This window comes from Flavobacterium sp. LS1R10 (assembly GCF_003968825.1).
In the GTDB taxonomy this organism is placed as follows: Bacteria; Bacteroidota; Bacteroidia; order Flavobacteriales; family Flavobacteriaceae; genus Flavobacterium.
This window is the reverse complement of record NZ_RYDH01000001.1, coordinates 761,509-785,342: the sequence shown is the minus strand read 5'-3', so window position 1 is coordinate 785,342 and position 23,834 is coordinate 761,509. Positions and strand designations below refer to the sequence as shown.

General features: G+C 35.1%; 21 protein-coding genes. 2 read left to right on the top strand and 19 right to left on the bottom strand.

Annotated features, from left to right (window positions below; translation table 11 throughout):
* Positions 1–2 precede the first annotated feature (2 nt).
* From nuoK to aspS, 13 genes are all read right to left on the bottom strand, one after another.
* A complete protein-coding gene (gene nuoK, locus EKL96_RS03465) occupies positions 3–323 on the bottom strand; it encodes an NADH-quinone oxidoreductase subunit NuoK (protein ID WP_066079401.1) in 321 nt (106 codons plus the stop codon).
* A 1-nt stretch (position 324) separates the two neighbouring features.
* Complete coding sequence (locus EKL96_RS03460) at positions 325–837, bottom strand: NADH-quinone oxidoreductase subunit J (protein WP_126453958.1); 513 nt, start codon at positions 835–837, stop codon at positions 325–327.
* Positions 838–1,383, bottom strand: coding sequence for a NuoI/complex I 23 kDa subunit family protein (locus tag EKL96_RS03455; protein ID WP_126458232.1), 546 nt, complete (start codon positions 1,381–1,383; stop codon positions 838–840).
* A gap of 205 nt (positions 1,384–1,588) precedes the next feature.
* Positions 1,589–2,641 carry an NADH-quinone oxidoreductase subunit NuoH gene (nuoH, locus tag EKL96_RS03450; protein ID WP_126458229.1) on the bottom strand — a complete coding sequence of 351 codons (1,053 nt, stop codon included), beginning with the start codon at positions 2,639–2,641 and terminating at the stop codon, positions 1,589–1,591.
* Positions 2,634–3,683 (bottom strand): 2Fe-2S iron-sulfur cluster-binding protein, encoded by a 1,050-nt coding sequence (locus EKL96_RS03445; RefSeq protein ID WP_126453964.1) that lies wholly within the window; start codon positions 3,681–3,683, stop codon positions 2,634–2,636. The genes nuoH and EKL96_RS03445 overlap by 8 nt, the downstream gene beginning before the upstream one ends.
* 67 nt (positions 3,684–3,750) lie before the next feature.
* Positions 3,751–5,118: an NADH-quinone oxidoreductase subunit NuoF gene (gene nuoF / locus EKL96_RS03440; protein WP_126458226.1), complete on the bottom strand. Its 1,368-nt coding sequence runs from the start codon at positions 5,116–5,118 to the stop codon at positions 3,751–3,753.
* A 1-nt stretch (position 5,119) separates the two neighbouring features.
* A complete protein-coding gene (locus EKL96_RS03435) occupies positions 5,120–5,650 on the bottom strand; it encodes a complex I 24 kDa subunit family protein (RefSeq protein WP_126458223.1) in 531 nt (176 codons plus the stop codon).
* A gap of 86 nt (positions 5,651–5,736) precedes the next feature.
* Entirely contained in the window at positions 5,737–6,975 is a 1,239-nt protein-coding gene (locus EKL96_RS03430) for an NADH-quinone oxidoreductase subunit D (protein WP_126453972.1), read from the bottom strand.
* Positions 6,976–7,009: 34 nt separating this feature from the next.
* On the bottom strand, positions 7,010–7,531 hold the full coding sequence (locus tag EKL96_RS03425) for an NADH-quinone oxidoreductase subunit C (protein ID WP_126458220.1): 522 nt from the start codon (positions 7,529–7,531) through the stop codon (positions 7,010–7,012).
* A gap of 4 nt (positions 7,532–7,535) precedes the next feature.
* Entirely contained in the window at positions 7,536–8,084 is a 549-nt protein-coding gene (locus tag EKL96_RS03420) for an NADH-quinone oxidoreductase subunit B (RefSeq protein WP_113664545.1), read from the bottom strand.
* Positions 8,085–8,171: 87 nt separating this feature from the next.
* Positions 8,172–8,537, bottom strand: coding sequence for an NADH-quinone oxidoreductase subunit A (locus EKL96_RS03415; protein ID WP_126458217.1), 366 nt, complete (start codon positions 8,535–8,537; stop codon positions 8,172–8,174).
* 288 nt (positions 8,538–8,825) lie between these two features.
* A complete protein-coding gene (locus EKL96_RS03410; RefSeq protein ID WP_007137066.1) occupies positions 8,826–9,020 on the bottom strand; it encodes a cold-shock protein in 195 nt (64 codons plus the stop codon).
* Between the two features lie 132 nt (positions 9,021–9,152).
* Positions 9,153–10,898 (bottom strand): aspartate--tRNA ligase, encoded by a 1,746-nt coding sequence (aspS, locus tag EKL96_RS03405; protein ID WP_126458214.1) that lies wholly within the window; start codon positions 10,896–10,898, stop codon positions 9,153–9,155.
* A gap of 226 nt (positions 10,899–11,124) precedes the next feature.
* Here aspS and EKL96_RS03400 point away from each other — a divergent pair, with 226 nt between their 5' ends.
* A complete protein-coding gene (locus EKL96_RS03400; RefSeq protein WP_126458211.1) occupies positions 11,125–11,469 on the top strand; it encodes a toxin-antitoxin system YwqK family antitoxin in 345 nt (114 codons plus the stop codon).
* A 534-nt stretch (positions 11,470–12,003) separates the two neighbouring features.
* On the opposite strand, the gene EKL96_RS03395 is transcribed toward EKL96_RS03400, so the two are convergent.
* The 5 genes from EKL96_RS03395 to EKL96_RS03375 all read right to left on the bottom strand — a co-directional run bounded on the left by EKL96_RS03395 (position 12,004) and on the right by EKL96_RS03375 (position 18,379).
* A complete protein-coding gene (locus tag EKL96_RS03395) occupies positions 12,004–13,674 on the bottom strand; it encodes a sodium/sugar symporter (RefSeq protein WP_126458206.1) in 1,671 nt (556 codons plus the stop codon).
* 31 nt (positions 13,675–13,705) lie between these two features.
* A complete protein-coding gene (locus EKL96_RS03390; protein WP_126458202.1) occupies positions 13,706–14,755 on the bottom strand; it encodes a UDP-glucose--hexose-1-phosphate uridylyltransferase in 1,050 nt (349 codons plus the stop codon).
* Position 14,756: 1 nt separating this feature from the next.
* Positions 14,757–15,926, bottom strand: coding sequence for a galactokinase (gene galK, locus EKL96_RS03385; protein WP_126458199.1), 1,170 nt, complete (start codon positions 15,924–15,926; stop codon positions 14,757–14,759).
* 352 nt (positions 15,927–16,278) lie between these two features.
* Positions 16,279–17,325, bottom strand: coding sequence for an arabinogalactan endo-beta-1,4-galactanase (locus tag EKL96_RS03380; protein ID WP_126458196.1), 1,047 nt, complete (start codon positions 17,323–17,325; stop codon positions 16,279–16,281).
* A gap of 1 nt (position 17,326) precedes the next feature.
* Positions 17,327–18,379, bottom strand: coding sequence for an aldose epimerase family protein (locus EKL96_RS03375; RefSeq protein ID WP_199739567.1), 1,053 nt, complete (start codon positions 18,377–18,379; stop codon positions 17,327–17,329).
* A 101-nt stretch (positions 18,380–18,480) separates the two neighbouring features.
* On the opposite strand from EKL96_RS03375, the gene EKL96_RS03370 reads away from it, so the two are divergent.
* A complete protein-coding gene (locus tag EKL96_RS03370) occupies positions 18,481–19,479 on the top strand; it encodes a GntR family transcriptional regulator (RefSeq protein WP_126458193.1) in 999 nt (332 codons plus the stop codon).
* A 64-nt stretch (positions 19,480–19,543) separates the two neighbouring features.
* Here EKL96_RS03370 and EKL96_RS03365 read toward each other — a convergent pair whose 3' ends face one another.
* Positions 19,544–23,500 (bottom strand): two-component regulator propeller domain-containing protein, encoded by a 3,957-nt coding sequence (locus EKL96_RS03365; RefSeq protein ID WP_126458190.1) that lies wholly within the window; start codon positions 23,498–23,500, stop codon positions 19,544–19,546.
* Positions 23,501–23,834: the final 334 nt, after the last annotated feature.

Sequence of the window (23,834 nt, the reverse complement as noted above, 5' to 3'; positions counted from 1 at the left end):
ATTTATCCTTTTAGGTTTTTTAAATTATCGATGGTAATTGAACCTAAATTTCTAAAAATAGAAACCAGAATTGCCAATCCTACCGCAACTTCTGCCGCAGCAACAGCCATCGAGAAGAACACAAAAACTTGTCCTTGCGCATCTTGATGATACGTCGAAAATGCTACAAACAATAAGTTTACTGCATTCAGCATAATTTCAATTGACATAAATACGATTATGGCATTTCGTCTGTACAACACCCCAAAAACGCCAATACAAAAAAGTATCACGCTTAGGAATATATAATTTTCAATACCAATGTGGTTTAAAATATTGTTCATTTTATTTTTGCAATTTTTCTTTTTTAGACAATAAAACAGTACCAATCATAGCGACCAAAAGCAATATAGAGGCAAATTCAAAAGGCACCATATATTCGTTGAGCAACACTTTACCCAGTACTTTTATAGATTGATAATCTTCGCCAGTGGTTACATATTCGCCAACAATAGGTTTTGAGTTGATAAAAATAGCAATCAAAATCAAACATATCAAACAAAAAGAAACAATTGCTCCTAATCTTGTTATTCTTGGTTTGTGGACTTCTTTTTCTTCGTTCAGATTCATCAACATGATCGTGAACAAAAACAAAATCATAATCGCTCCAGAATACACGATGACATGTACTATGGCTAAAAATTGAGAATTCAATAATAGATAATGACCCGCAATCGAAAAGAAACACACCACTAAATAAATAGCACTGTGAATCGGATTTTTGCTGAAAATTGTCAAAAAGGCGGTTGCTAATGTGATAGCAGCCAATACACAAAAAATTATAAGTATTGTAGACATTTAGTTCGCGTTTTTAAGTTGAGCATTTTTCATTGCGATATCTAATGGCATGACCAATCTGTCTTTTCCAAAAATGAAATCTTCTCGTTCATAACTTGAAGGAACCAATACTTTAGAAGTCGTCAGGTAAATGGCGTCTTTAGGACAAGCCTCTTCACACAATCCACAAAATATACAACGCAACATATTGATTTCATATATCGAGGCATATTTTTCTTCTCGATACAAATGTTTTTCATCCTCTCTGCGTTCTTCAGCCTTCATCGTGATGGCCTCTGCAGGACAAGACAACGCACACAAACCACATGCTGTACAGTTTTCACGACCTTCCTCATCTCGCTTTAACATGTGCTGCCCCCGATACACAGGACTCATTTCACGCACTTGCTCCGGATACTGAATCGTTACTTTTCTGGTGAACAAATGCTGAATCGTAATTATCAAGCCTTTGACAATCGCAACCAGGTACATTCTTTCCCAAAAAGTCATCTCTTTATTAGAGACTACTTTTTTCCTTCCCGATAAGGATATGTTTTCTATACTCATTTTTTAGTCATTTCGAGGAACGAAGCAATCGAACACTCAATTTTAATCCTTTCTACTTATTTTATTTGAAGCTTAATCCTGCTATTCGCTGTATCTTTTATTTTTTAAAGAAAAAAATAAAAGGATGCCGCTACTATCAGGGCTAGTGATTTTGAGATTTATGTATTAAATTTAATGCTAATTAATTTTATTTTAAGAGTAGACATTAAAATCCTAAATAAGCCGCAATATCGTTTCTCAAAATTACAATACCCGTAATCACTATATTGATGATAGACAGTGGAATCAATATTCTCCAACCCAAATGCATCAATTGATCGTATCTAAATCTTGGAATAGTCCATCGTACCCACATATAAAAGAAAATGAATCCACATATTTTTATAAAAAGAACTCCAATACCTATAACATTAGCAATATTGATTCCCCAATTTTCAACCACCCAACTCATCCCAGGATAATTATAGCCGCCAAAGAATAAAACCGCCAAAATAGTAGATGAAATAAACATATTTGCATATTCAGAGAACAAATAGAAACCCATTTTCATCGACGAATATTCCGTATGATACCCCCCAATTAATTCGGTTTCACATTCTGGCAAATCAAATGGCGTTCTGTTGGTCTCCGCAAAAGCACACACCAAGAAAATTAAAAAAGATAAAGGTTGGTAAAAAACATTCCAACTCATTCCAGACTGCTGTGCTGAAATTTCTCTCAAACTCAACGTCCCGGTCATCATCAATAGAGCTATAATTGAAAGCCCCATTGCCACTTCATAAGAAACCATTTGAGAGGCAGCACGAACCGCACCAATCAATGAAAATTTATTGTTTGAGGCCCAACCTCCAATCATAATTCCATAAACACCTACAGAAACAACTCCAAAAAAGTATAATAATGCTATGTCAATATCAGCTGCTTGCAGCAAAATATCCCTGCCAAACAAATGAAAACGATCGCCCCAAGGAATAACAGCACTAGTCATTAAGGCCGTACTCATTGCAATGGCCGGACCTGCAAAAAACAACACCCGGTTTGGCGTATTGGGTTCAAATTCTTCTTTCGAAAACAATTTCAAACCATCAGCGAGTGGTTGAAACAATCCCATAGGTCCCGCTCGGTTTGGGCCAACTCGATCTTGAAGCCATGCGGCAACTTTACGTTCTGCCCAAGTAGAATACATCGCCATCAACATTGTTATAGCAAAAACTACTACAATAATGACGCTTTTATCAATGATAAGTGTACTATCCATTATTACCTAAGCTTTTTTGATTCGTAATATCTTCTTCAGTCAATGGAAACTCTACCATGCTTATTTTCTTGCGGTCTTTCTCTCTTCCTAAAAGAATATTCTCTTCGGTAGCGATTTCCACTTTTTGTAATTTTCTATTGTATTTATTTTGATTGATCACAGAATCTTTTTCAAAGGCTCTCGGCCCTTCAATAATCCAATCCGCAACATCTTTGTGATCAAAACGACACCCATTACAAATAAATTCATCTACTTCATGGTACTCATCTTTTCTTCCTGTAACGCGTTGAATTTCGTCACCAAACATCCAAACGGTAGTTTTTCCAGAACAAGTTGGGCAATCTCTGTGTGCATTATAAGGTTTGCTAAACCAAACTCTCGATTTAAATCTAAATGTTTTATCTGTTAAAGCGCCTACCGGACAAACATCAATCATATTTCCAGAGAATTCATTGTCAACCGCTTTTGAGATACACGTTGATATATTAGAATGATCTCCTCTATCCATTACTCCGTGCACACGATCGTCTGTCAATTGATCAGCCACCATCACACAACGGTAACAAAGAATACAACGGTTCATGTGTAATTGAATATTTGGTCCTATATTTTCGGGCTCAAATGTTCTTTTTTCTTCGATAAAACGCGTTTCTGACTTTCCGTGCTCAAAGCTTAAATTTTGCAAATCACATTCTCCTGCCTGGTCACAAACCGGACAATCTAATGGGTGATTGATCAATAAAAACTCCGTTACTGATTTTCTGGCTTCGGTTACTCTTGGCGAAGATTTACTGTTCACTTCCATTCCGTCCATACAGCCCGTTACACAAGATGCCATTAATTTTGGCATTGGTCTTGGATCAGCTTCACTTCCTTTTGCCACTTCCACTAAACAACAACGGCATTTTCCGCCGCTTCCTTTTAGTTTAGAATAATAGCACATCGCTGGCGGAACTACCTCTCCACCTATCATACGTGCTGCCTGCAGGATTGTTGTTCCTGGTTCTACTTCTATGCTTTGACCGTCTATGGTTACTTTCATTATCTACCAATATTTAACTCCTACGGAGTATCTTAATTCTGAAATCAAAAAACGTTAATCCTTACTCTTAAATCATTTCTTTAGAAACTAAATGCTTTACTTTTTCAAAAGGTTCCGCAACAAAATGATCTCTATGTTTTATTTTTTCCGGGAAACGAATGTGGTATTCAAACTCGTCTCTAAAGTGCCGAATCGCCGCTGCCACTGGCCAAGCTGCCGCATCACCCAATGGGCAAATCGTGTTGCCTTCAATTTTACTTTGAATGCTCAACAACAAATCGATATCTTCTTCCCGACCGTGACCATTTTCTATTCTATGCAATACTTTTTCCATCCAGCCAGTTCCTTCACGACAAGGGGAACATTGTCCACAACTTTCATGGTGGTAAAAACGAGAGAAATTCCAAGTATTACGTACAATACAAGATGTATCATTGTACACGATAAATCCACCTGATCCTAACATAGAACCTGTTGCAAATCCACCGTCACTTAACGATTCGTAGGACATTAAACGATCTTCACCGGCGGCAGTTTTATAAATCAAATGCGCTGGTAAAACCGGAACAGAACTTCCACCGGGTACAAATGCTTTCAAAGGTCTGTCAGAACTCATTCCGCCTAAATATTCATCAGAATTCATGAATTCATAAACACTTAAACCCAATTCAATTTCATAAACACCCGGATTTTTAATATGTCCAGAAGCCGAAATTAATTTGGTCCCTGTAGAACGCCCAATACCAATTTTGGCATATTCTGCACCTGAATTATTAACAATCCACGGCACCGCGGCGATCGTCTCTACGTTATTCACCACCGTTGGATTAGCCCAAAGTCCTGAAATAGCAGGAAATGGTGGCTTGATGCGAGGATTTCCTCTTTTTCCTTCCAACGATTCTATCAATGCAGTTTCTTCGCCACAGATGTAAGCTCCGGCACCACAATGAACATATAGTTCTAAATCATAGCCTGAACCTAATATATTTTTACCCAAAAATCCAGCGACTTTTGCTTCGTTAATGGCTCTTTCTAATATTTTATAAACCCACATATATTCTCCACGAATGTAGATGTAGGATAGGTTTGCACCCAAAGCATAACTGGAAGTGATCATTCCTTCAATCAACAAATGAGGAATAAATTCCATCAAATAACGATCCTTAAAAGTTCCTGGTTCTGATTCATCCGCATTACAAACTAAATGTCTTGGCTTTCCTGATTTTTTATCAATGAAACTCCACTTCATTCCTGCGGGAAAACCTGCCCCACCGCGACCTCGCAATCCGGAAGTTTTCACTTCTTCGACAACCTCGTCTGGCGTTAATGTTTTGATGGCTTTTTCTACTGAAGCATATCCACCATTCTGACGGTACACTTCGTAAGTTTTAATCCCCGGAATATTTATTTTATCTAATAATATTTTTTGTGACATATTATGTATCGTGTAAAACTATTGTATCATTTTTGCAATCTTCAATTAACTGGTCGATTTTTGCCACCGTCAAATGTTCTTTATAAAAGTCTCCTAATTGCATCATTGGAGCGTAACCACAAGCTCCTAAACATTCCACACCTCTTACTTCAAAAAGACCATCTTGAGTAGTTTCACCTACTTTTACACCTAATTTTTCACAAGTGTAATCCATTAAATCCTCGACTCCGTTCAAACAACAAGGAGAGGTTTGGCAAAATTCGAACATGTATTTTCCAATTGGTCTTTGGTTGTACATCGTATAAAACGACACTACTTCGTACACTTCAATTGGTTTAATCAAAAGGATTTCGGCCACTTTATTCATTAATTCAATACTCAACCAATTCTCATGAGCGTCTTGAACTTCATGCAAAATAGGCAATAACGCCGATTTTCTTTTGTTTTCAGGATAATGACTAATCAATTCATTGATGCGAGACATCAATGCTTCAGTCATATTTATTTCTTGTTTGTGATACGTACGTTCCATTTTTTATTATTTCAAATTTTGAATGCTAAATTTTTAATGTTTTTTAACTTTTATTCAAAATTTATAATTCATCTTTTATAATTTCATTAAGCGTCTAATTCTCCGGCAATAACATTTAAACTTGATAAAATAACAATTGCATCTGAAAGCAAGGCTCCTTTTATCATTTCTGGATAGGCTTGGTAATAGATAAAACAAGGTCTGCGAAAATGCAATCTGTACGGCGTCCGACTTCCATCAGTAACCAAGTAAAAACCAAGTTCTCCATTACCTCCTTCTACCGGGTGATACACCTCAGCAACCGGAACCGGAACTTCACCCATTACAATTTTGAAATGGTAAATCAAGGATTCCATATTGTTGTACACATCCTCTTTAGGCGGAAGGTAATAATCCGGGACATCCGCATGGAACTCGTTGCCTTCTGGCATTTTTTCCAATGCCTGACGAATAATACTCAAACTTTCCCAAACTTCAGCGTTACGAACACAGAAACGATCATATGTATCTCCTGATTTTCCCACCGGAACAATAAAATCAAAATCTTCGTAAGAAGAATAGGGTTGCGCAACACGAATATCATAATCAACACCGGTAGCCCGTAAGTTAGGACCGGTAAATCCGTATGCCATAGCTTGCTCAGCCGATATAGCGCCAACATTTACAGTTCTGTCAATAAAAATTCTATTTCTTTCGAATAAGTTTTCAAATTCTTTCCAAGCGGCTGGAAAATCAGCTAAAAAAACATCTAATTTTCTAAAGGCTTCTGGTGACCAATCTCTTTCGAAACCACCAATTCTTCCCATATTGGTAGTCAAACGAGCCCCGCAAATTTCTTCGTATATTTCGTATACTTTTTCTCTAAATTGGAAAACATACAAAAAACCGGTATAGGCGCCGGTATCGACACCAAGGATTGAATTACAAATAATGTGATCCGTAATTCTCGCCAACTCCATTACGATAACTCTTAAATATTGTGCTCTTTTAGGAACTTCAATATCTAATAATTTTTCTAATGTCATCCACCAACCCATGTTATTGATAGGCGACGAACAATAATTCATTCTGTCCGTGAGGGGAGTGATTTGGTAAAAAGGTCTGTTTTCAGCGATTTTTTCAAAAGCTCTGTGGATGTAACCAATGGTTGGTTCCGCCTCCAGAATTCGCTCTCCATCCATCAACAGGATATTTTGAAAAATACCGTGAGTCGCAGGATGCGTAGGACCTAAATTCAATATAGAAAGCTCGCTTCCATCTTCATTTAACTGCGCTGCAATTCTTTTAGCATAGCGATGCTCTGGGGATAATAATAGTTCTGACATTTATTTAATGTGAAAAATTATAATTGTTTTTTTTTTAATAATTGTCGGTTGTTCTACCAAAGAAACGGTCATCTTTATCCGTTCTTCCGCTGTCTTCCATTGGGAATTCCTTTCGCATTGGAAAAGAAATCATTTCGTCCATATTCAAGATACGTTTCAATTGCGGATGACCAATAAAATTTATCCCATAAAAATCATACGTTTCTCTTTCCATCCAGTTTGAACTTAGGAAAATACTTGATATCGATTTTATTTCAGGGGTTTCACCATTGATAAACACTTTGATTTTAATTCTTTTGTTTTCGTACCAATTGTGTAAATGATATACTACCGCAAATTGATGTTCTACATCATTATCTGGGTAATGAATTCCACATAGATCAGTTAAAAAATGAAAACGCAATATGGGATCATTTTTTAAAAAAAGAATCACCGCAGTAATTTTGTCCGCAGTAACTTCAAATGAAAATATATCTCTCTCTTGATTGAATTCAAAAACAGCTGAATCAAATGTCTCAACTAATTTCTCTTGGATTTGTATCGTTTCTAGCGCCATTCTTTTATTTGATATTATACGAAGCTAATAATTCTTGGTATTCCGGGGAACTTCTTCTTCTTACGGATTCAGTTCGAACCAACTCTTGTAATTTCATAACTCCGTCAACAATTTGCTCCGGTCTTGGCGGACAACCCGGAACATAGACATCGACCGGTATCACTTTATCAATTCCCTGCAAAACAGAATAGGTGTCAAAAATCCCTCCAGAGGAAGCGCAAGCACCAACGGCTATTACCCAACGAGGCTCTGCCATTTGCTCATATACCTGACGCAAAATAGGGGCCATTTTTTTTGAAATCGTTCCCATTACCATTAACATATCGGCCTGGCGCGGAGAGAAACTCACTCGCTCTGAGCCAAATCGAGCCAAATCATAATGCGAAGCCATTGTTGCCATAAACTCTATACCGCAACAAGAGGTTGCAAAAGGTAATGGCCATAATGAATTAGCACGAGCCATACCCACAACATCATTCAGTTTTGTAGCGAAGAAACCTTCTCCTACAACTCCTTCGGGTGGCGCTACCATATTTATTTTAGAATCACTCATCTTTTATTATTTTGAATTACAAATTTTGAATTGTAAATTATAATGAAACCTTTTAAAATTTAAAATTCAGCATTTAAAAATAAATTTTTATTCCCACTCTAACGCTTTCTTTTTGATGATATAGAAAAACCCTATCAAAAGCAAAGACATAAAAATCACCATCTTTACCATTCCTTCCATTCCTAATTCTTTGAAATTGACTGCCCAGGGATACAGAAAAATTACCTCCACATCAAACAAAACAAACAATATGGCTACTAGAAAATATTTAACAGAAAATGGAATTCTGGCATTTCCTACCGATTCAACACCGCATTCAAAGTTTTTATCTTTCGCTTCTGAAGATCTTTTAGGCCCTAATTTACCAGAAATTATTATGGTGCCTACAACAAATCCCACCGCTAAAACTAACTGCATTAAAATTGGGATATAACTTAATTGATCGGATTGCATGGTTGTGGTTTTTTTAAATAAATATAAATGACAAAGATACCCTTCAAATTATTAAATAGCAATGAAAACTTAAAAATACATGGCTACTATATCGATGTAAATTTACAATTTTTATTAATTATAAATAACAAAAAATATTTATCTTGTGATGTGTTTAACATCCCAAGGGTTTAACAAAGTCAAATATCAGTAGTCTTTTTGAATACTACGCTTTGGTGCAAAAAAAAACGTTCCGATAAATATCGGAACGTTTTAAACATTCGTAGGCAAAAAAATTAATTTTTATGCTTAGATCACTGCTACTTTCGCAGCAACTTTTCCTTTTCTTCCTTCTTCTTCTTCATAGCTAACTCTATCCCCTTCGCGTAATTCTTCCGCGTTGATTCCTGATGCATGAACAAAAATGTCTTTTCCTGTTTCTTCGTCTGTAATGAATCCGTAACCTTTAGATTCATTGAAAAATTTAACTGTACCTGTACGCATTGTAATAGTAATAATAATTTATAATGGAGCAAATGTAATATTTAATATAATACGAAATACGATGTTGTGTTTTTATTTTGCAAAAATATTGACATTCAACGTTTTCTAACGAATTTTATCGACAAACTACAATTACGCTAACTTTATATGCAGCTCTTTTAACTGTGATTCGTCAATTTTAGACGGAGCATCAATCATAACATCCCTGCCCGAATTATTTTTTGGAAAGGCAATAAAGTCTCTAATGGTTTCCTGTCCGCCAAGAATGGCTACTAAACGGTCCAATCCAAAAGCCAATCCTCCGTGTGGCGGTGCGCCAAACTGAAATGCATCCATCAGGAATCCAAATTGCGCTTTTGCATCTTCCGCTGTGAAGCCTAAATATTTGAACATTAATTCCTGTGTCGCTTTATCATGGATACGTATTGAACCACCACCAATTTCATTTCCATTCAAAACCATATCATACGCATTGGCACGAACTTTCCCTGGATCGGTTTCCAGTAAGTGCATATCTTCCGGCTTAGGAGATGTAAAAGGATGATGCATGGCATGGTAACGGCCACTTTCCTCGTCAAACTCTAATAAAGGAAAATCAACCACCCACAACGGAGCAAATTCAGCTGGATTTCGCAACCCTAAACGAGTGGCGAGTTCCATACGCAACGCACTTAACTGCGTTCGCGTTTTATCAGTAGGACCAGAAAGCACAAAAATCATATCTCCGGGTTTTGCTCCGGTGATTTTTGCCCACTGTGCTAAATCGTCTTGATCGTAAAATTTGTCAACGGATGATTTATAGGTTCCATCTTCATTGCATTTTACATACACCATTCCGGATGCACCCACTTGAGGACGCTTCACCCAGTCAATTAATCCATCAATTTCTTTGCGGGTATAGCTCCCAACTCCCGGAACTGCAATTCCAACCACAAATTCCGCCGCATTAAAAACTGGGAATTCTTTGTGTTGTGCTACTTCATTTAATTCCCCAAACTCCATTCCGAAACGAATGTCCGGCTTGTCATTTCCGTAGGTCTTCATAGCATATTCATAGGTAATTCTTGGAAATTTTTCTACTTCAATACCTTTTATTTCTTTTAATAAATGTCTGGTCAGTCCTTCGAAAACATTCAAAATATCTTCTTGTTCCACAAAAGCCATTTCACAATCAATTTGTGTAAACTCCGGCTGTCTGTCTGCTCGCAAATCTTCATCTCGGAAACATTTTACGATTTGGAAATATTTATCCATTCCGCCCACCATCAATAATTGTTTGAACGTTTGCGGGGATTGTGGCAATGCGTAAAATTGCCCTTCATTCATTCTGGAAGGCACCACAAAATCTCTGGCTCCCTCTGGAGTAGACTTGATCAAATAAGGAGTTTCTACTTCACAGAAATCCAAATCCGAAAGATATTTACGCACTTCCATCGCTACTTTATGACGAAACATCAAACTGTTTTTCACTGGATTTCTTCGGATATCAAGGTAACGGTATTTCATTCGGATATCTTCGCCACCATCCGTTTCGTCTTCAATAGTAAAAGGAGGCGTGAGAGAAGCATTCAAAATAGTAAGTTCCGTTACTAAAATTTCTATCGCTCCCGTTGGGATATTATTATTTTTGGCTTCGCGCTCAATAACAGTACCTTTTACTTGAATCACAAATTCACGACCAAGGGTTTTAGCTCTTTCAAAAACTGTTTTATCCGAACGACCTTCGTCAAAAATTAATTGCGTAATTCCATAACGGTCGCGCAAATCAACCCAGTTCATAAATCCCTTATCACGTGATTTTTGCACCCAACCGGCAAGTGTAACTTCGGTGTTAATATGTGAGGCGTTCAACTCGCCACAGTTATGACTTCTATACATGTTCTAAATTTTTGATTATTTTGTCCTTTGGACATGGCTGCAAATTTAGGACTAATTATGAATAATGAATTGAGAAATAAGAAATTTTAGTAATGAGTAACGCAAGGCACTTCGTTAAAATGTTAAATTTTATTCTAATGTTACTAAATTGTTAAGTAAAAGTTTTTTTATTGTAAAATAATTTATATATTTGTTAAGCCAATATGAATTTTAAAAACCCAAAACCATGAAAAAATATATAATATTAACCGCACTGCTTTTTTCAGGAATAGCATTCGCTCAAGAAAATAATCCAAAATTAGAAGCTCTAGGTGATTTAGTAAAAACAACTTACTACTTTGAAAATGGAAAAGTACAACAAGAAGGCTTCTTTAAAAATGGAAAATTGGAAGGAATCTGGACTGCGTACGACACAAATGGTAATAAACTATCTGTTGCTATTTATGAAAATGGAGAAAAAACTGGAAAATGGCTTTTTTGGAATGGCAATAATTTAAACGAAGTAGACTATTCTAACAGCAGAATTGCTTCCGTAAAAACTTGGAAACAAGATGCATTAGTAACCAACTAAAAAAACCTCAACAACTATAAAAGCTTTCGTTACTCCGAAGGCTTTTTTTTGTGCCTTATATTTTTGGGTTAATACATCTTTAAAGTTTTGTCTCATCTAATAAAAAAATGGACACGAAAAATTAAACTAAAAATATAACGTTTCTTCGGGAAATAATCAGTCCTAAATTAAAAAAGTCCTTATAGCCATTAGGTCTAATTTTTAAACCTCACTCCGACTTCGCTCTGTGCTGGCTAGAAATATCGGTTTTGTAATTCCGGTAGGCCTGTCACTTTTTTTAGAGAAAACCAAATCTATGTGGCCCAATACCACAGAAGGACTGGCGAAGCAACCTAATAATTGGGCTATCTGACTCTTTTTTCTATGTTTTTATTAGATGTCTTTTTTATTTAAGATTAATTGAAGTTTTTATGGATTCATAACTAATGGATTTGAATCGTTTTTATGATCCTCAATACACTTTTTTAAACAACAAAAAAGCGATGAATTCAATAAAAATTGAACGCATCACTTTTTTTGCATCTAAAACATTATCTACCAAAAAATAGTGTAAAACGCTGCAATAATCGAAAGAACAATCAACATCCCGACAGTAAAACCTGGTGACATTTTAAACATGGTACGATCAATTTCCAGACCATTAGTTTTAACGCCTCGCGCTGTTTCATACATACTGATGCTGTACATCCCGATGACACAAATTAAGAAAACAAATCCCATGCGATCAATAAAAGGAATTTCATAGACACCATTCCCATTTGGAACTGAAAAACCGGAAGAATGAAGGAACGATAAATCTACAAAAGCCGGCATGAATTTAAACAGAATAGAAAACATAAATCCACCAATTGTTGCAAACAAAGCCGCGTTAGAAGTTGTTTTTTTCCAAAAGAATCCTAAAATAAACATAGCGAAAACGCCCGGACTTACAAAACCTGTATATTCCTGAATGTATTGAAATCCTCCTTTTTTATCAATTCCAAGAAAAGGCGCTACTACAACTGCAATTAACATCGCCGCTACAATTGCTTTCTTCCCCACATTAACTAATGTCTTTTCATCGGCATGCACATTCAATTTGGTTTTGTAAATATCCAACGTAAAAATAGTAGCGATACTATTCGCTTTTCCGGCCAATGACGCTACAATCGCCGCAGTCAAAGCAGCAAATGAAAGTCCTTTTAGGCCCACAGGAAGCAAATTTAACAAAACCGGATACGCACGATCAGGATTTACTGTACCATCTTGCAACATTTCAGCGCCAAAATGCCCGTTCTGATACAATACAAAAGCAGCTATTCCAGGCAAAACAACAATTATAGGCATTAGCAATTTCAAGAAAGCAGCAAACAAAATTCCATTTCTCGCCGTTTTTAAATCCGCCCCCAACGCACGTTGTGTAATGTATTGATTACATCCCCAATAATTTAAATTGATGATTAACATTCCTCCTATCAAAACTGACAATCCTGGTAAATCCATATAATTAGGATTCGTTTTTTCAAAAATCATGTGAAAATGGTCGTTTGCATGAGTCGTCATCAAATTGAACCCATTTATAACTCCCGTAGAACCAAATTCTTCGGCAACTAAATTCAATGCTAAATAAGTAGTAACCAATCCACCCAAGATCAAAAAGAAAACTTGAATCACATCCGTATACCCAATCACTTTCATTCCGCCCAGCGTAATCATCACCGCAAAAAACGCTAAGAAAATCATACACAAAGTAATATCCAGACCAGAAATGCTGCTTATCGCCAAAGCGCCCAAATACAATATAGAAGTAAGATTGACCAAGACATACAACAACAACCAAAAAACAGCCATAATCATAGCAACATTACTGTTATACCTTTGATTCAGGTATTGCGGCATGGTGAAAATTTTATTTTTCAAGTATACCGGAATAAAGAAAATAGCAACGATAATCAAGGTAAAAGCTGCCATCCATTCATACGTAGCAATCGCCAGTCCCATTTTAAAACCACTTCCACTCATTCCTATAAATTGCTCCGCACTAATATTACTGGCAATTAATGATGCGCCTATGGCCCACCAAGTAAGCGATCCTTCTGCTAAGAAATAATCTTTACTGCTCGTTTCTTCTTTCTTTTTCTTTCTGTAAATCCATATTCCATAACTGACAATCAGGATGAAATAGAAGAAAAAGACAATATAATCTTGGATTGCTAAAGTTTGCATTGGTTAAATGTATTTAGTTATTGGTTAATGGTTATCTATTTTTATAATGTACATTTGATTGCGCTCTTAAAACGGCTGCACTTTTCTCCGCCGTGATGTCCCTTTGCGATTCACCCATCATTTCATACCCTACCATAAATTTCTTTACGGTTGCAGACCGCAATAACGGTGGATAAAAATGCATGTGAAAATGCCATTCCGGATGCAATTCTCCGTCTGTTGGCGACTGATGAATTCCGGATGAATATGGAAAAGATGTTTCAAAAAGGTTATCGTATTTGGTTGTCAAATGTTTTAAAATAATTGCAAAATCCGTCACTTCGGTTTCCGTGAAATCAGTTATTTTACTCACATTTCGTTTGCTGACAATCATAGTTTCGTAGGGCCAAATCGCCCAAAAAGGGACTAATGCCACGAAATGATCATTCTCAACAACAATGCGCTCGTCCAGTTTCATTTCTTCTTGTAAGTAATCCTGAAAAAGTGTTGTGTTGTGTTTATCAAAATACGTTTTTAGATTTTTTTGCGTTTTTTCCACTTCGGTGGGCAAAGAAGATTGGGCCCAAATTTGTCCGTGCGGATGCGGATTGCTGCACCCCATCGCACTTCCTTTATTTTCAAAAATCTGAACGTGGTTGATGTACTCCACATTACCCAAATCCATATATTCTTTTTGCCAGGTACGAATGATATTTTCAATCGCTTCGGCCGGCATTTCTGGCAATGTCAAGTGGTGTTTTGGCGAAAAGCAAACCACTCGAGAAATTCCTCTTTCTGGTTTTGCTCTAAAAAAAGTCTCGCTTATATTTTCCTCAAAAGCTATTTCTTCTTGTTTTAAAGCCGCAAAATCATTTTCAAAAACAAAAGAACTTTCATAATCCGGATTTACCATTCCATTCGCTCTAACATTCCCTGGACACAAATAACAAGTCGGGTCATATTCGGGCAATGCATCCGAAGGTACCACTTCATTTTGCCCTTGCCAAGGGCGTTTCGAACGATGTGGAGAAACCAGCACCCATTCGTTAATTAACGGATTATAACGTCTGTGCGGATCTTCGTTGATATCAAAGTTTTTCATTCTAATTATTGTTATAAAGTGATGTTCCGTTTCCAATTTTAACATCATAAATTTTTAATTCTATTCCAAATTTATCTAAATAAAGAGTAGAGAGCTGCTTTTTAATTCGCTCTTCTTGTCCTTTTTTAATCAAATTAATGGTACAACCGCCAAAACCGCCGCCCATTAATCGAGAGCCTATCACTGATTTGTCCTCTTTCACCGTGTGTACTAAAAAATCCAATTCGGCGCAACTCACTTCATAATCCAATGATAATCCTTCGTGCGTACTGAACATTAGCTGTCCTAAAACTTCAATGTTTCCATCATCCAAAGCGTCACAAGCCAGTTTCACGCGATTCATTTCTTTCACTACAAAAAGGCTCCTTTTGAAAACATTCGCAGACATTTTATCTTTTAGACTCCAAACGTCCTCTTCTTTACAATCTCTAAAACTACTAATTTCCGGGAAATAAGCACTAATTATCGATATTCCTTCTTCACATTCTTTCCGTCTGGTATTGTAAGCCGAGCTAAACAAGGAATGTTTGACATTACTATCGAATAAAACTAAGGAGTAATCACTAAAATTAGCATTATGGTATTCATATTCTAATGTCCTGCAATCAATTTTTATGACTTTGTTTTCAAGACCCATTACACTGGAAAACTGGTCCATAATTCCGCAATTGATTCCCACCCAATGTTCTGCTTTTTGTCCCATAAGCGCAATATCAATGGGTTTAATTTTAAAATTGAACAGTTCATTTAAACCATACAAAAAGCCACATTCTAAAGCCGCCGAAGATGACAAACCGGAACCAACCGGAATATTACTGCTGAAAACACAATTGAAACCCTCCACGGAATAACCGTTCCTTTTCAATTGATTCAGAACACCACGCAGGTAATTTGTCCATACACTATCCGTCTGATTTTGCTCTTCGTTTGTATAAACTTCGAACTCGTCATTCAAATCTATAGCCACAATTTTAGCGGTATCCGAATTGTTTTTTTCGAAAGCAAAACAAATAATTTTATCGATGGCTGCCGGCAAAACAAAACCATCGTTGTAATCAATGTGCTCTCCTATAATATTGATTCTGCCCGGGGAAAGAACAATTTTTTCAGGCTCTGATCCAAAAGTCTCCTGAAAAAAATCAATTGTTTTGTGTACTAAAATGTCATTCATGATTTAAAAATTATCCATTTCCTTTTTTTAGGAACTCGCTGTTGTTATTTTTTTAAATATTCAGTAAAACTATATGAATTTTGGTTTATTTCGTAGCGTACAAGGTCAATTTACCGCTCTTTAGTCCTGCTCCATGTACTTCTGGTTGTATAGCATTGTACGCTTGTCAATTAACCATTTACAGTGAATGTAAGTTAAAATATTCTTTAAATGATTAATGACTTTACTTAAACGAATACCGAGTTTTTACTTGATTTAATTCAAATTAAAAACTTCAATGACTTATATGCTGCAAAATAATTAATAAAATGCCGTTTTTTTCCTAGGATTAAGCGGCATTTCTTTTCTTTAACTAATCCTTAAACGCATCTAAAGCCATTGATGGTTTTCCGTCAGACTGCCAAGCACTCAGGGAATAACCGCTCCAACTTTTTTCTCCTTGTGGTTCCCAATAAATTACGCCAAGTCCTTTGTTATTTGGTACCGCTTCGACTGCTTTGATTGTTGCTGCTAACATTTCGTACGTATTTTGCGCTTTGTCATATTCTCCACCAACTTCTACAACCATCACTTCTTTGTTGTATCTGTCCACCATATCGTTTAGATTATACGCTAAATCCGCAATAGTTTCTGTGTAATCTTTCTTGATCCAAAAAGGATAATAGGACAGTCCAATCACGTCGTACTTTACATTTTTTGCTTTGGCATTATCAAAAAATAATCTGAATTTTTCATTATTATTTCCTTCGTCAAGATGAACGATTACTTTAATTTTAGGATCAATAGCTTTTGTAGCTTCATACCCTTTGTTGAGTAATTGTGCCAATTGATTCCAGTTTTTGGTACTTCCTTCCGGCCACATCATTCCACCTGGAATTTCATTGCCTACCTGAACCCATTCCGGAGTAACTCCTGCTGATTTCAAGGCACTCAAAACATCAAAAGTATGATCATACACATCTGTCATTAACTCCTGAAAAGTATGGTTTTCCCATGCTTTGGGTTTAAATTGTTTGGCAGGATCTGCCCACGAATCGCTATAATGAAAATTGATCATGATGCGCATTCCCGTTTTTTGCGCACGCAAAGCCATGAAAACGGTTTCTTCCTTGCTGCAATACCCACTGGCTTTATCGTCATTTGGATTGACCCAAACACGAAGCCGAATGGTATTCATTCCTCTGTCCTTTAGGAGTTGCAAACAATCTTTTTCAATACCGTCAGTATCATAAAATTTATATCCTGTGGCTTCCATTTGTGGCAACCATCCTATATCAGCTCCTTTTGCAAAAGTAGCAACTATTGGAGTTGGCGTATGATCCACATTCGTTTGAGAATTACTGGACGTAAAAAACAAAAATAACAGTAACAACGACAATATAGTTTTACTATTTTTCATTTTAAAAAGATTGGAATTTATAACTTGTTTTATGATAATATATTTCACCTTTTTTTAGAATAGCATTCGGGAAATGTTCGTGATTTGGTGCATCAGGAAAATTTTGCGTCTCAAAACAAATACCGCTCAAAGCATGATAATTTGCATTTTCTTTTCCTTTTATTGTATTAAAACAGTTCCCACCAACATAAATATGAACCCCAGGTTGATTCGTATAAACGGTCATTTTCAAATTATTATTTTTATTAAAAAGAGAAGCAGCAAATTCATTTTCCTTTTCTAATACAAAAGTGGCATCAATTTTTGGAGGACACTTTTTAGGTTGATTAAAATCGAAAGGTTTATTATCTAAATCCAAAAATCTACCAGTTGGACTATTTTGATCAGTAGTCTCTACCATTTTTTGAGCGTTAACGATTAACTCTTGTTCTAAAATATCAGAATCGTGACCATCGAGATTAAAATAACTGTGATGGGTTAAATTCACAACTGTATCTTCGGTCGAAATAGCTTTATACTCTATAATTAATTCATTGTCTTCCGATACCATATAGGTGATTTCTACTGATAAGCCTCCTGGATAATTTTCTTCCCCATCAGGACTAAAATATGCGAAAGTAATAGCCGGGTTTTTGCCTTCTTTCACGTTTTTTACTCGCCAATTTTTTTGACTATATCCAATATTTCCACCATGTAACGAATTATTGTTACTGTTTTTATTTAAATGAAAAGCTTTACCGTTCAAACTAAAAAAGCCATTATTAATTCTGCCAGCATATCTTCCAATGGTTGCTCCAAAGTATGGCGCACTTTCCAGATCAAATGATTTTATGTAAGCATCTAAAGTATCAAAACCCAATACCACATCTACCAATGCTCCGTTTTTCAGTGGCATTTTCAACGAAGTAATAGTTGCACCATAATTGGTGATTTTAAGTTGCATTCCATTTTTGTTAGTTAATTCATAAAGAGAAACCTCTTCACCATCTGACGTAAAACCAAATAATTTCATTACAGAATTAGCTTTAAAATGTGATATGTGTTTTATTTTCATTATTTATTTATGAAATATTAAAACCAAAAGTAAAATAATTACCGTTACTTACATACCAGTACCTACCAGTTTTTGTATATTGCCAAGAAATTCCATTTTATATGACAATAATTTCCATTCAAAACAATCTTGGAGTTCCTAAATACAAACAAATAATCATTACCGTTGAGAAGGGAATTGAAGAAGGAAAATTAATAAAAGGAGACAAACTCCCCTCAATAAATAAAGTGTGCTTAGAGTTTTCATTGTCTCGAGATACGGTTCTTCTAGCCTACGACGAATTAAAAAAAAGAGGTATTATTTATGCCATTCCGGGCAAAGGCTATTATATAAAAAGTGTTGAAGTCACTATAAAACAACGGATTTTTTTACTTTTTGACGAATTGAATATTTTCAAAGAAGACCTGTATAATTCGTTTCTGGAAAACATTGGTACAAATGTTCAGGTAGACATTTTCTTCCATCATTTTAATACTCCTGTTTTCCAGAAACTAATTAATGACAGTAATGGCAATTACACCAAATACATCATCATGCCGACCAATTTAACCCAGGCCGCCACCGTGATAAAAACCCTACCAGTTAATGATGTATACATATTAGACCAGACAAATCCAGAACTAAAATCCTTTCCTGCTGTGTATCAAAATTTCGTAAAAGACATTTATGACGGCTTACTGAAAGGGAAATCCAGACTAGATAAATATGAAAAAATGATTATGATTTTTCCGGGATTTCGTGAACCTTTGGAAATGAGAATTGGTTTTGAGAATTTTTGCAAAGACTTTGCTTTCGATTATGAAATCATTACTGAATTTAAGAATCGGGAAATTAATAAAGGTGAAGTGTACATCATCCCGAGTGACAGGGATTTAGTGCGTGTAATTGAAAAATCAAAACTTCAAAACTTAAATCTAGGTAGTGATTTCGGCATTATTTCCTACAATGAAACGCCTTTGAAAAAAGTAGTTGAAAACGGAATCACAACTATATCAACGAATTTTGAAGCTATGGGAAGAATTTTGGCTCAGATGATTTTAAAAGGTACAAAAGAACAAATTGAGAATAAGAGTGCTTTGAATGTCAGGAATTCGTTATAAAAAAATTACATGTACTACTCCTAATTCCTATATAGTTCTGCGCTTTTCCATTGCGATGCGCTTTTTACTTTTTTATCGAAATATAATCCGAAGGTGACATTTTAAAATGCTTTTGGAAATTCCTGCCAAAGTTGGTTTGTGATTTATAACCAACCATTTCGGCAATTTCATACATTTTGTAATCTTCGTTCAGTAACAATTCAGCTGCTTTTTTCAGTCGGACAATATTAATTAATTCATTTGGACTCAAATTCGAAATGTCTTTAATTTTTCGGTATAAAGTCGATCTGCTCATATTCATGATTTCGGAAAGCGATTCAACACTTAAATTTTGATCGGTTATGTTTTTGATAATTTCTTCGTCTAATTTTTTCAAAAAAGCTTCATCCGTTTTATTATGCGCGATGCTTTTGATGTGAGAAAGCGGAGAACTCGCATAATATTTCATGATTTGCTTCCTGTTTTCTATTAAATTTAAAGACTGGACTTTTAAATATTCCATAGAAAAAGGTTTGGCAATATAGGAATCCGCTCCTACTTCGAGTCCGTCAATTTGAGATTTCAATGAATTTTTTGCTGTCAGTAAGATAACCGGAATGTGACTGGTTTCCAGATTGGTTTTGATTTTTTTGCATAGTGTAATTCCATCCATAACGGGCATTCCAATATCGCTGATTACCAAGGAAATATTTTCATTATGAATCACTTCCAATGCCGCTTCTCCGTTATTTGCATTAAAAACAACATAAAACGGAAGCAATTCTTTGCTTATGAATTGCAATAAATCTTCATTGTCTTCCACAACCAGAATAGTCGTTTTCTCGCTTCTGGTTTCTGGCTCTATTATTTTATATTCGTTGCTCTCTAAATCTTTTGCCTGTTCGTCATACAGCATAAATTCCTCTTCCTGATGCAAAGGCATAATGAGTTCAAAGACGTTCATTTCAGGTTCCGAAAAAACCAATTGCAAACTGCCGTTGTGCAACTGCGTCAACGAATGCGCCAAAGACAATCCAATCCCGGTTCCGGAATTATTATCCATATTTTCTACTCTAAAAAAAGGTTCGAAAATCTTGTCTTTCAAATGATTTGGAATCAAAATCCCATCGTTTTTGACTGTTAGTTTTAGTTTTTTCTCATCTCTGATTAAACTCACAATAACTTTATTTTCAGAATATTTGATGGCGTTATTGAATAAATTACTCAATATTTTTTTCAAAGCTTCTTTGTCTACAAAAGCATAAATATCCTTTTCGCTTAATTCTAATTCAATATCAATGTCCTTTTCTTCGATAAGCTGACTAAATCTCAGCTGCATATTCCGCACCATTGATGAAATATTGGCTTCGACAAAAGTGAGCTTCAAACCACCAATTTCTGTTTTTCTAAAATCTAAAAGTTCATTTACCAATTTTATCAATCGGGAAGTATTTTTTTTCATTATCGAAAGATTCTGCGGAATCTCGGGCGTTTCATATTCATACTTCAAGAGTTTTTCCAAAGGACTTTTGATAAGCGTTAAAGGCGTTTTTATTTCATGGGCAACATTGGTAAAAAACTCAATTTTGGCCTGATATATTTCCTTTTCTTTTTCATCATTTAGATGTTTTATTTTTCGGTTATTTTTCACTTGACTCAAATGATTGGAGTAGAGAATAATCATATACAAACCATAACAAATCAATACAAAATACAACAAATACGCATACCTACTGGCCCAAAATGGAGGAAGGATTTTTATTGTAATAGCAATTTCTTTACTCCAAACTCCAAAACTGTTCAGCGATTTTACTTTAAAAACATACGTTCCGGGAGACAGTTCCGTAAAGAAAACTTTGTTATTTCGTTCTAAATAAACCCAATCTTTATTTATGTCTTCCAATTTGTACCAATATTCTGTTAACTCAGCTCCGGTATAATTTAAGGCGGCAAATTCAATATTGAAAGACGACTGATCGTGTTCCAGTTCTAGTTCATTCAGATACGAAATGGATTTTTTAATAGGGGAATTTTCATCGGTTGCCTGAACTTCCTGATTGTTGATTTGCAAACCTGTTATAAAGGTTTTTGGAGCGTATTTATTTTTACTGAAATTTTTAGGATTAAAACTAATCATTCCGTTTAAGTTCCCAAAATACATATCGCCGTTAGCATCTTTAAACGCAGAATTGTAATTGAACTGGTCACTTAACAAGCCATTTGCCGTGGTATAAATTTTAATGCTGTTCTGTTTTGGTCCAAATTTCACTAATCCTTTTGAAGTTGTTATCCATAAATTACTTTTATCATCTTCAAGAATAGAATAGAACACATTACTCGGAAATCCATTTTTAGTGTTGTATTTTCTAAAGGTTCTTGTTGTTTTATCAAAAAAATTCAAACCGTTTTCTGTAGCAATCCATAAATTGTTTTTACCGTCTTGAAAAATAGAGTTGATAGAGTTATTGCTAATTCCTTTTGTATCTTTATAATTGTATCTGAAAATTTCTTTTTTCTTGTTCTTAGGATTATAAAACAACAATCCGTCCCTATACGTTCCAGCCCAATAATTCCCGTCTTTATCCTCCATAAATGAGGTATAATGCATATTTTCCGGAAAAAATTTCAGCACGTCAAAATTATCTAATACTGCATTGTATTTATAAATCCCTACAGATGTTATTACTAATAGTTCCTTCTTTTTGGTTTCATAAAAATTAAAAATAAAATTACTTCTAAGTCCTCCAACTTCATTGTTAGCTCTGTAATGTTTAATTACTTGCCCGGATTTAATGTCTAAAACATCTAAACCATGTTCAAAAGTTCCTATCCAAATTTTATCTTTTCGAGCCATTAAGGCATGAATATTATAATACGACACCGAGCCTTTTCCTAGTCCTGGTGTATACGATGTAAACACTTGAGTTTTTGGATTGAATTTATTCAAACCGGCATCTTCGGTACCAATCCAAAAATCCCCATTTACATCTTTCTGAATTTCTCTTACCGCACTCCCATTAATCGAATTTTGATTGTTCTTAGGGAAATACTTTTTAAATTGTGTGTATTGGTTTTGATGGTAATTGATTCCTCCAAAATAAGTTCCAATCCAAACTCCATTTTCTTTATCAATCGTAATCGAATAGGCAGCATTATCTGAAATACTAAACGGATCATTAAAATCTTTCTTAAGATTCGTGTATTTTTTGGTTTTGATATTGTAAATAAAAATACCCGATTCACTGGCTATCCAAATTTCATTTGCTCCATTTTTTTTTAATTGTCGAACAAACAAAGACTCTTTTGTAGAAAAAGGCAACACCGTTGTGCTCTTAGTGATGCGGCTATAGGAAAAGACGCCATTTTCCTGCGTGCCTATTAATATATTGTTTTTATCAAAGGCATAAATTACAGTAATCCTGTAGGCTGTTTTAGCTGTTGTATCATTCGTTAATAAAATGGTCTCAAACGACAAACTTTCCTCCGAATAATGGTATATTTTATTTAAAGACGAAATCCATATTTCTCCATTTCCATCTCTTGTAATTGAAGTCGCTATAAAATAATGATTGGGATTGAATGTGGTTGTTTCCTTTTTCTGCGTTGAATATTTATACAGAATATTACCGGAAATAAACCAGATATTACCGTATTCATCATGTTCAATTGCTGCAATTCGATCATTTATGGCTTCGTTTAGAATACTAAACCGATCTGATTTTTTGTCATATTGATACAACCCCTTATCCGTTCCTACCCAGATAATCCCTTTATATTCATGTAAGGATTGAATATAATTACTTCCTAAACTATGAATTGGATCAGAATTACCACGATAGATCTTAAATCTATAGCCGTCAAAGCGATTTAAACCATCTTTCGTACCAAACCACATGAAACCATCTTCATCTTGTAATGACGATAAAACAGTGTTATTAGACAAGCCCTTTTCTACTTGATAATGCTTAAAATAATAATCTTGTGCCTGAACAAAAGAGGATGATAAAATTAAAAAAATATAAAAAAATAAGAATTTACGCATATTTATGATTTTGATAGTAAATATCGACTTCGACGAATCGTCTCAATTATATTCCAAATGTTGCAGCAACCTAATTTTATCCTTTAAAAAAAGAATTTGCATCATTTCTAGTAAATATTGACACAAATGAATAGATTTTTTTTGAATAAAAATGACCTAATTTGAATTTTCAAATAAAAAATATATTGGCATTTTATTTAGAATAAAATTATTATATCAATAAAAAAAAGTTGCTAAAAATACACTATTACTATTTTGAAAACAATGAATCCAATTTCACCAGAGAGCACCATGAATTATTTTTTTGCTCGAATCAGAGACGATTAAAGTTTCT

What these genes read in the sequence shown, in the direction of transcription:
- nuoK (WP_066079401.1), bottom strand. Translation starts at nt 323, where the DNA reads ATGAACAATATTTTAAACCACATTGGTATTGAAAATTATATATTCCTA.
- EKL96_RS03460 (WP_126453958.1), bottom strand. Translation starts at nt 837, where the DNA reads ATGTCTACAATACTTATAATTTTTTGTGTATTGGCTGCTATCACATTA.
- EKL96_RS03455 (WP_126458232.1), bottom strand. Translation starts at nt 1,383, where the DNA reads ATGAGTATAGAAAACATATCCTTATCGGGAAGGAAAAAAGTAGTCTCT.
- nuoH (WP_126458229.1), bottom strand. Translation starts at nt 2,641, where the DNA reads ATGGATAGTACACTTATCATTGATAAAAGCGTCATTATTGTAGTAGTT.
- EKL96_RS03445 (WP_126453964.1), bottom strand. Translation starts at nt 3,683, where the DNA reads ATGAAAGTAACCATAGACGGTCAAAGCATAGAAGTAGAACCAGGAACA.
- nuoF (WP_126458226.1), bottom strand. Translation starts at nt 5,118, where the DNA reads ATGTCACAAAAAATATTATTAGATAAAATAAATATTCCGGGGATTAAA.
- EKL96_RS03435 (WP_126458223.1), bottom strand. Translation starts at nt 5,650, where the DNA reads ATGGAACGTACGTATCACAAACAAGAAATAAATATGACTGAAGCATTG.
- EKL96_RS03430 (WP_126453972.1), bottom strand. Translation starts at nt 6,975, where the DNA reads ATGTCAGAACTATTATTATCCCCAGAGCATCGCTATGCTAAAAGAATT.
- EKL96_RS03425 (WP_126458220.1), bottom strand. Translation starts at nt 7,531, where the DNA reads ATGGCGCTAGAAACGATACAAATCCAAGAGAAATTAGTTGAGACATTT.
- EKL96_RS03420 (WP_113664545.1), bottom strand. Translation starts at nt 8,084, where the DNA reads ATGAGTGATTCTAAAATAAATATGGTAGCGCCACCCGAAGGAGTTGTA.
- EKL96_RS03415 (WP_126458217.1), bottom strand. Translation starts at nt 8,537, where the DNA reads ATGCAATCCGATCAATTAAGTTATATCCCAATTTTAATGCAGTTAGTT.
- EKL96_RS03410 (WP_007137066.1), bottom strand. Translation starts at nt 9,020, where the DNA reads ATGCGTACAGGTACAGTTAAATTTTTCAATGAATCTAAAGGTTACGGA.
- aspS (WP_126458214.1), bottom strand. Translation starts at nt 10,898, where the DNA reads ATGTATAGAAGTCATAACTGTGGCGAGTTGAACGCCTCACATATTAAC.
- EKL96_RS03400 (WP_126458211.1), top strand. Translation starts at nt 11,125, where the DNA reads ATGAAAAAATATATAATATTAACCGCACTGCTTTTTTCAGGAATAGCA.
- EKL96_RS03395 (WP_126458206.1), bottom strand. Translation starts at nt 13,674, where the DNA reads ATGCAAACTTTAGCAATCCAAGATTATATTGTCTTTTTCTTCTATTTC.
- EKL96_RS03390 (WP_126458202.1), bottom strand. Translation starts at nt 14,755, where the DNA reads ATGAAAAACTTTGATATCAACGAAGATCCGCACAGACGTTATAATCCG.
- galK (WP_126458199.1), bottom strand. Translation starts at nt 15,926, where the DNA reads ATGAATGACATTTTAGTACACAAAACAATTGATTTTTTTCAGGAGACT.
- EKL96_RS03380 (WP_126458196.1), bottom strand. Translation starts at nt 17,325, where the DNA reads ATGAAAAATAGTAAAACTATATTGTCGTTGTTACTGTTATTTTTGTTT.
- EKL96_RS03375 (WP_199739567.1), bottom strand. Translation starts at nt 18,379, where the DNA reads ATGAAAATAAAACACATATCACATTTTAAAGCTAATTCTGTAATGAAA.
- EKL96_RS03370 (WP_126458193.1), top strand. Translation starts at nt 18,481, where the DNA reads ATGACAATAATTTCCATTCAAAACAATCTTGGAGTTCCTAAATACAAA.
- EKL96_RS03365 (WP_126458190.1), bottom strand. Translation starts at nt 23,500, where the DNA reads ATGCGTAAATTCTTATTTTTTTATATTTTTTTAATTTTATCATCCTCT.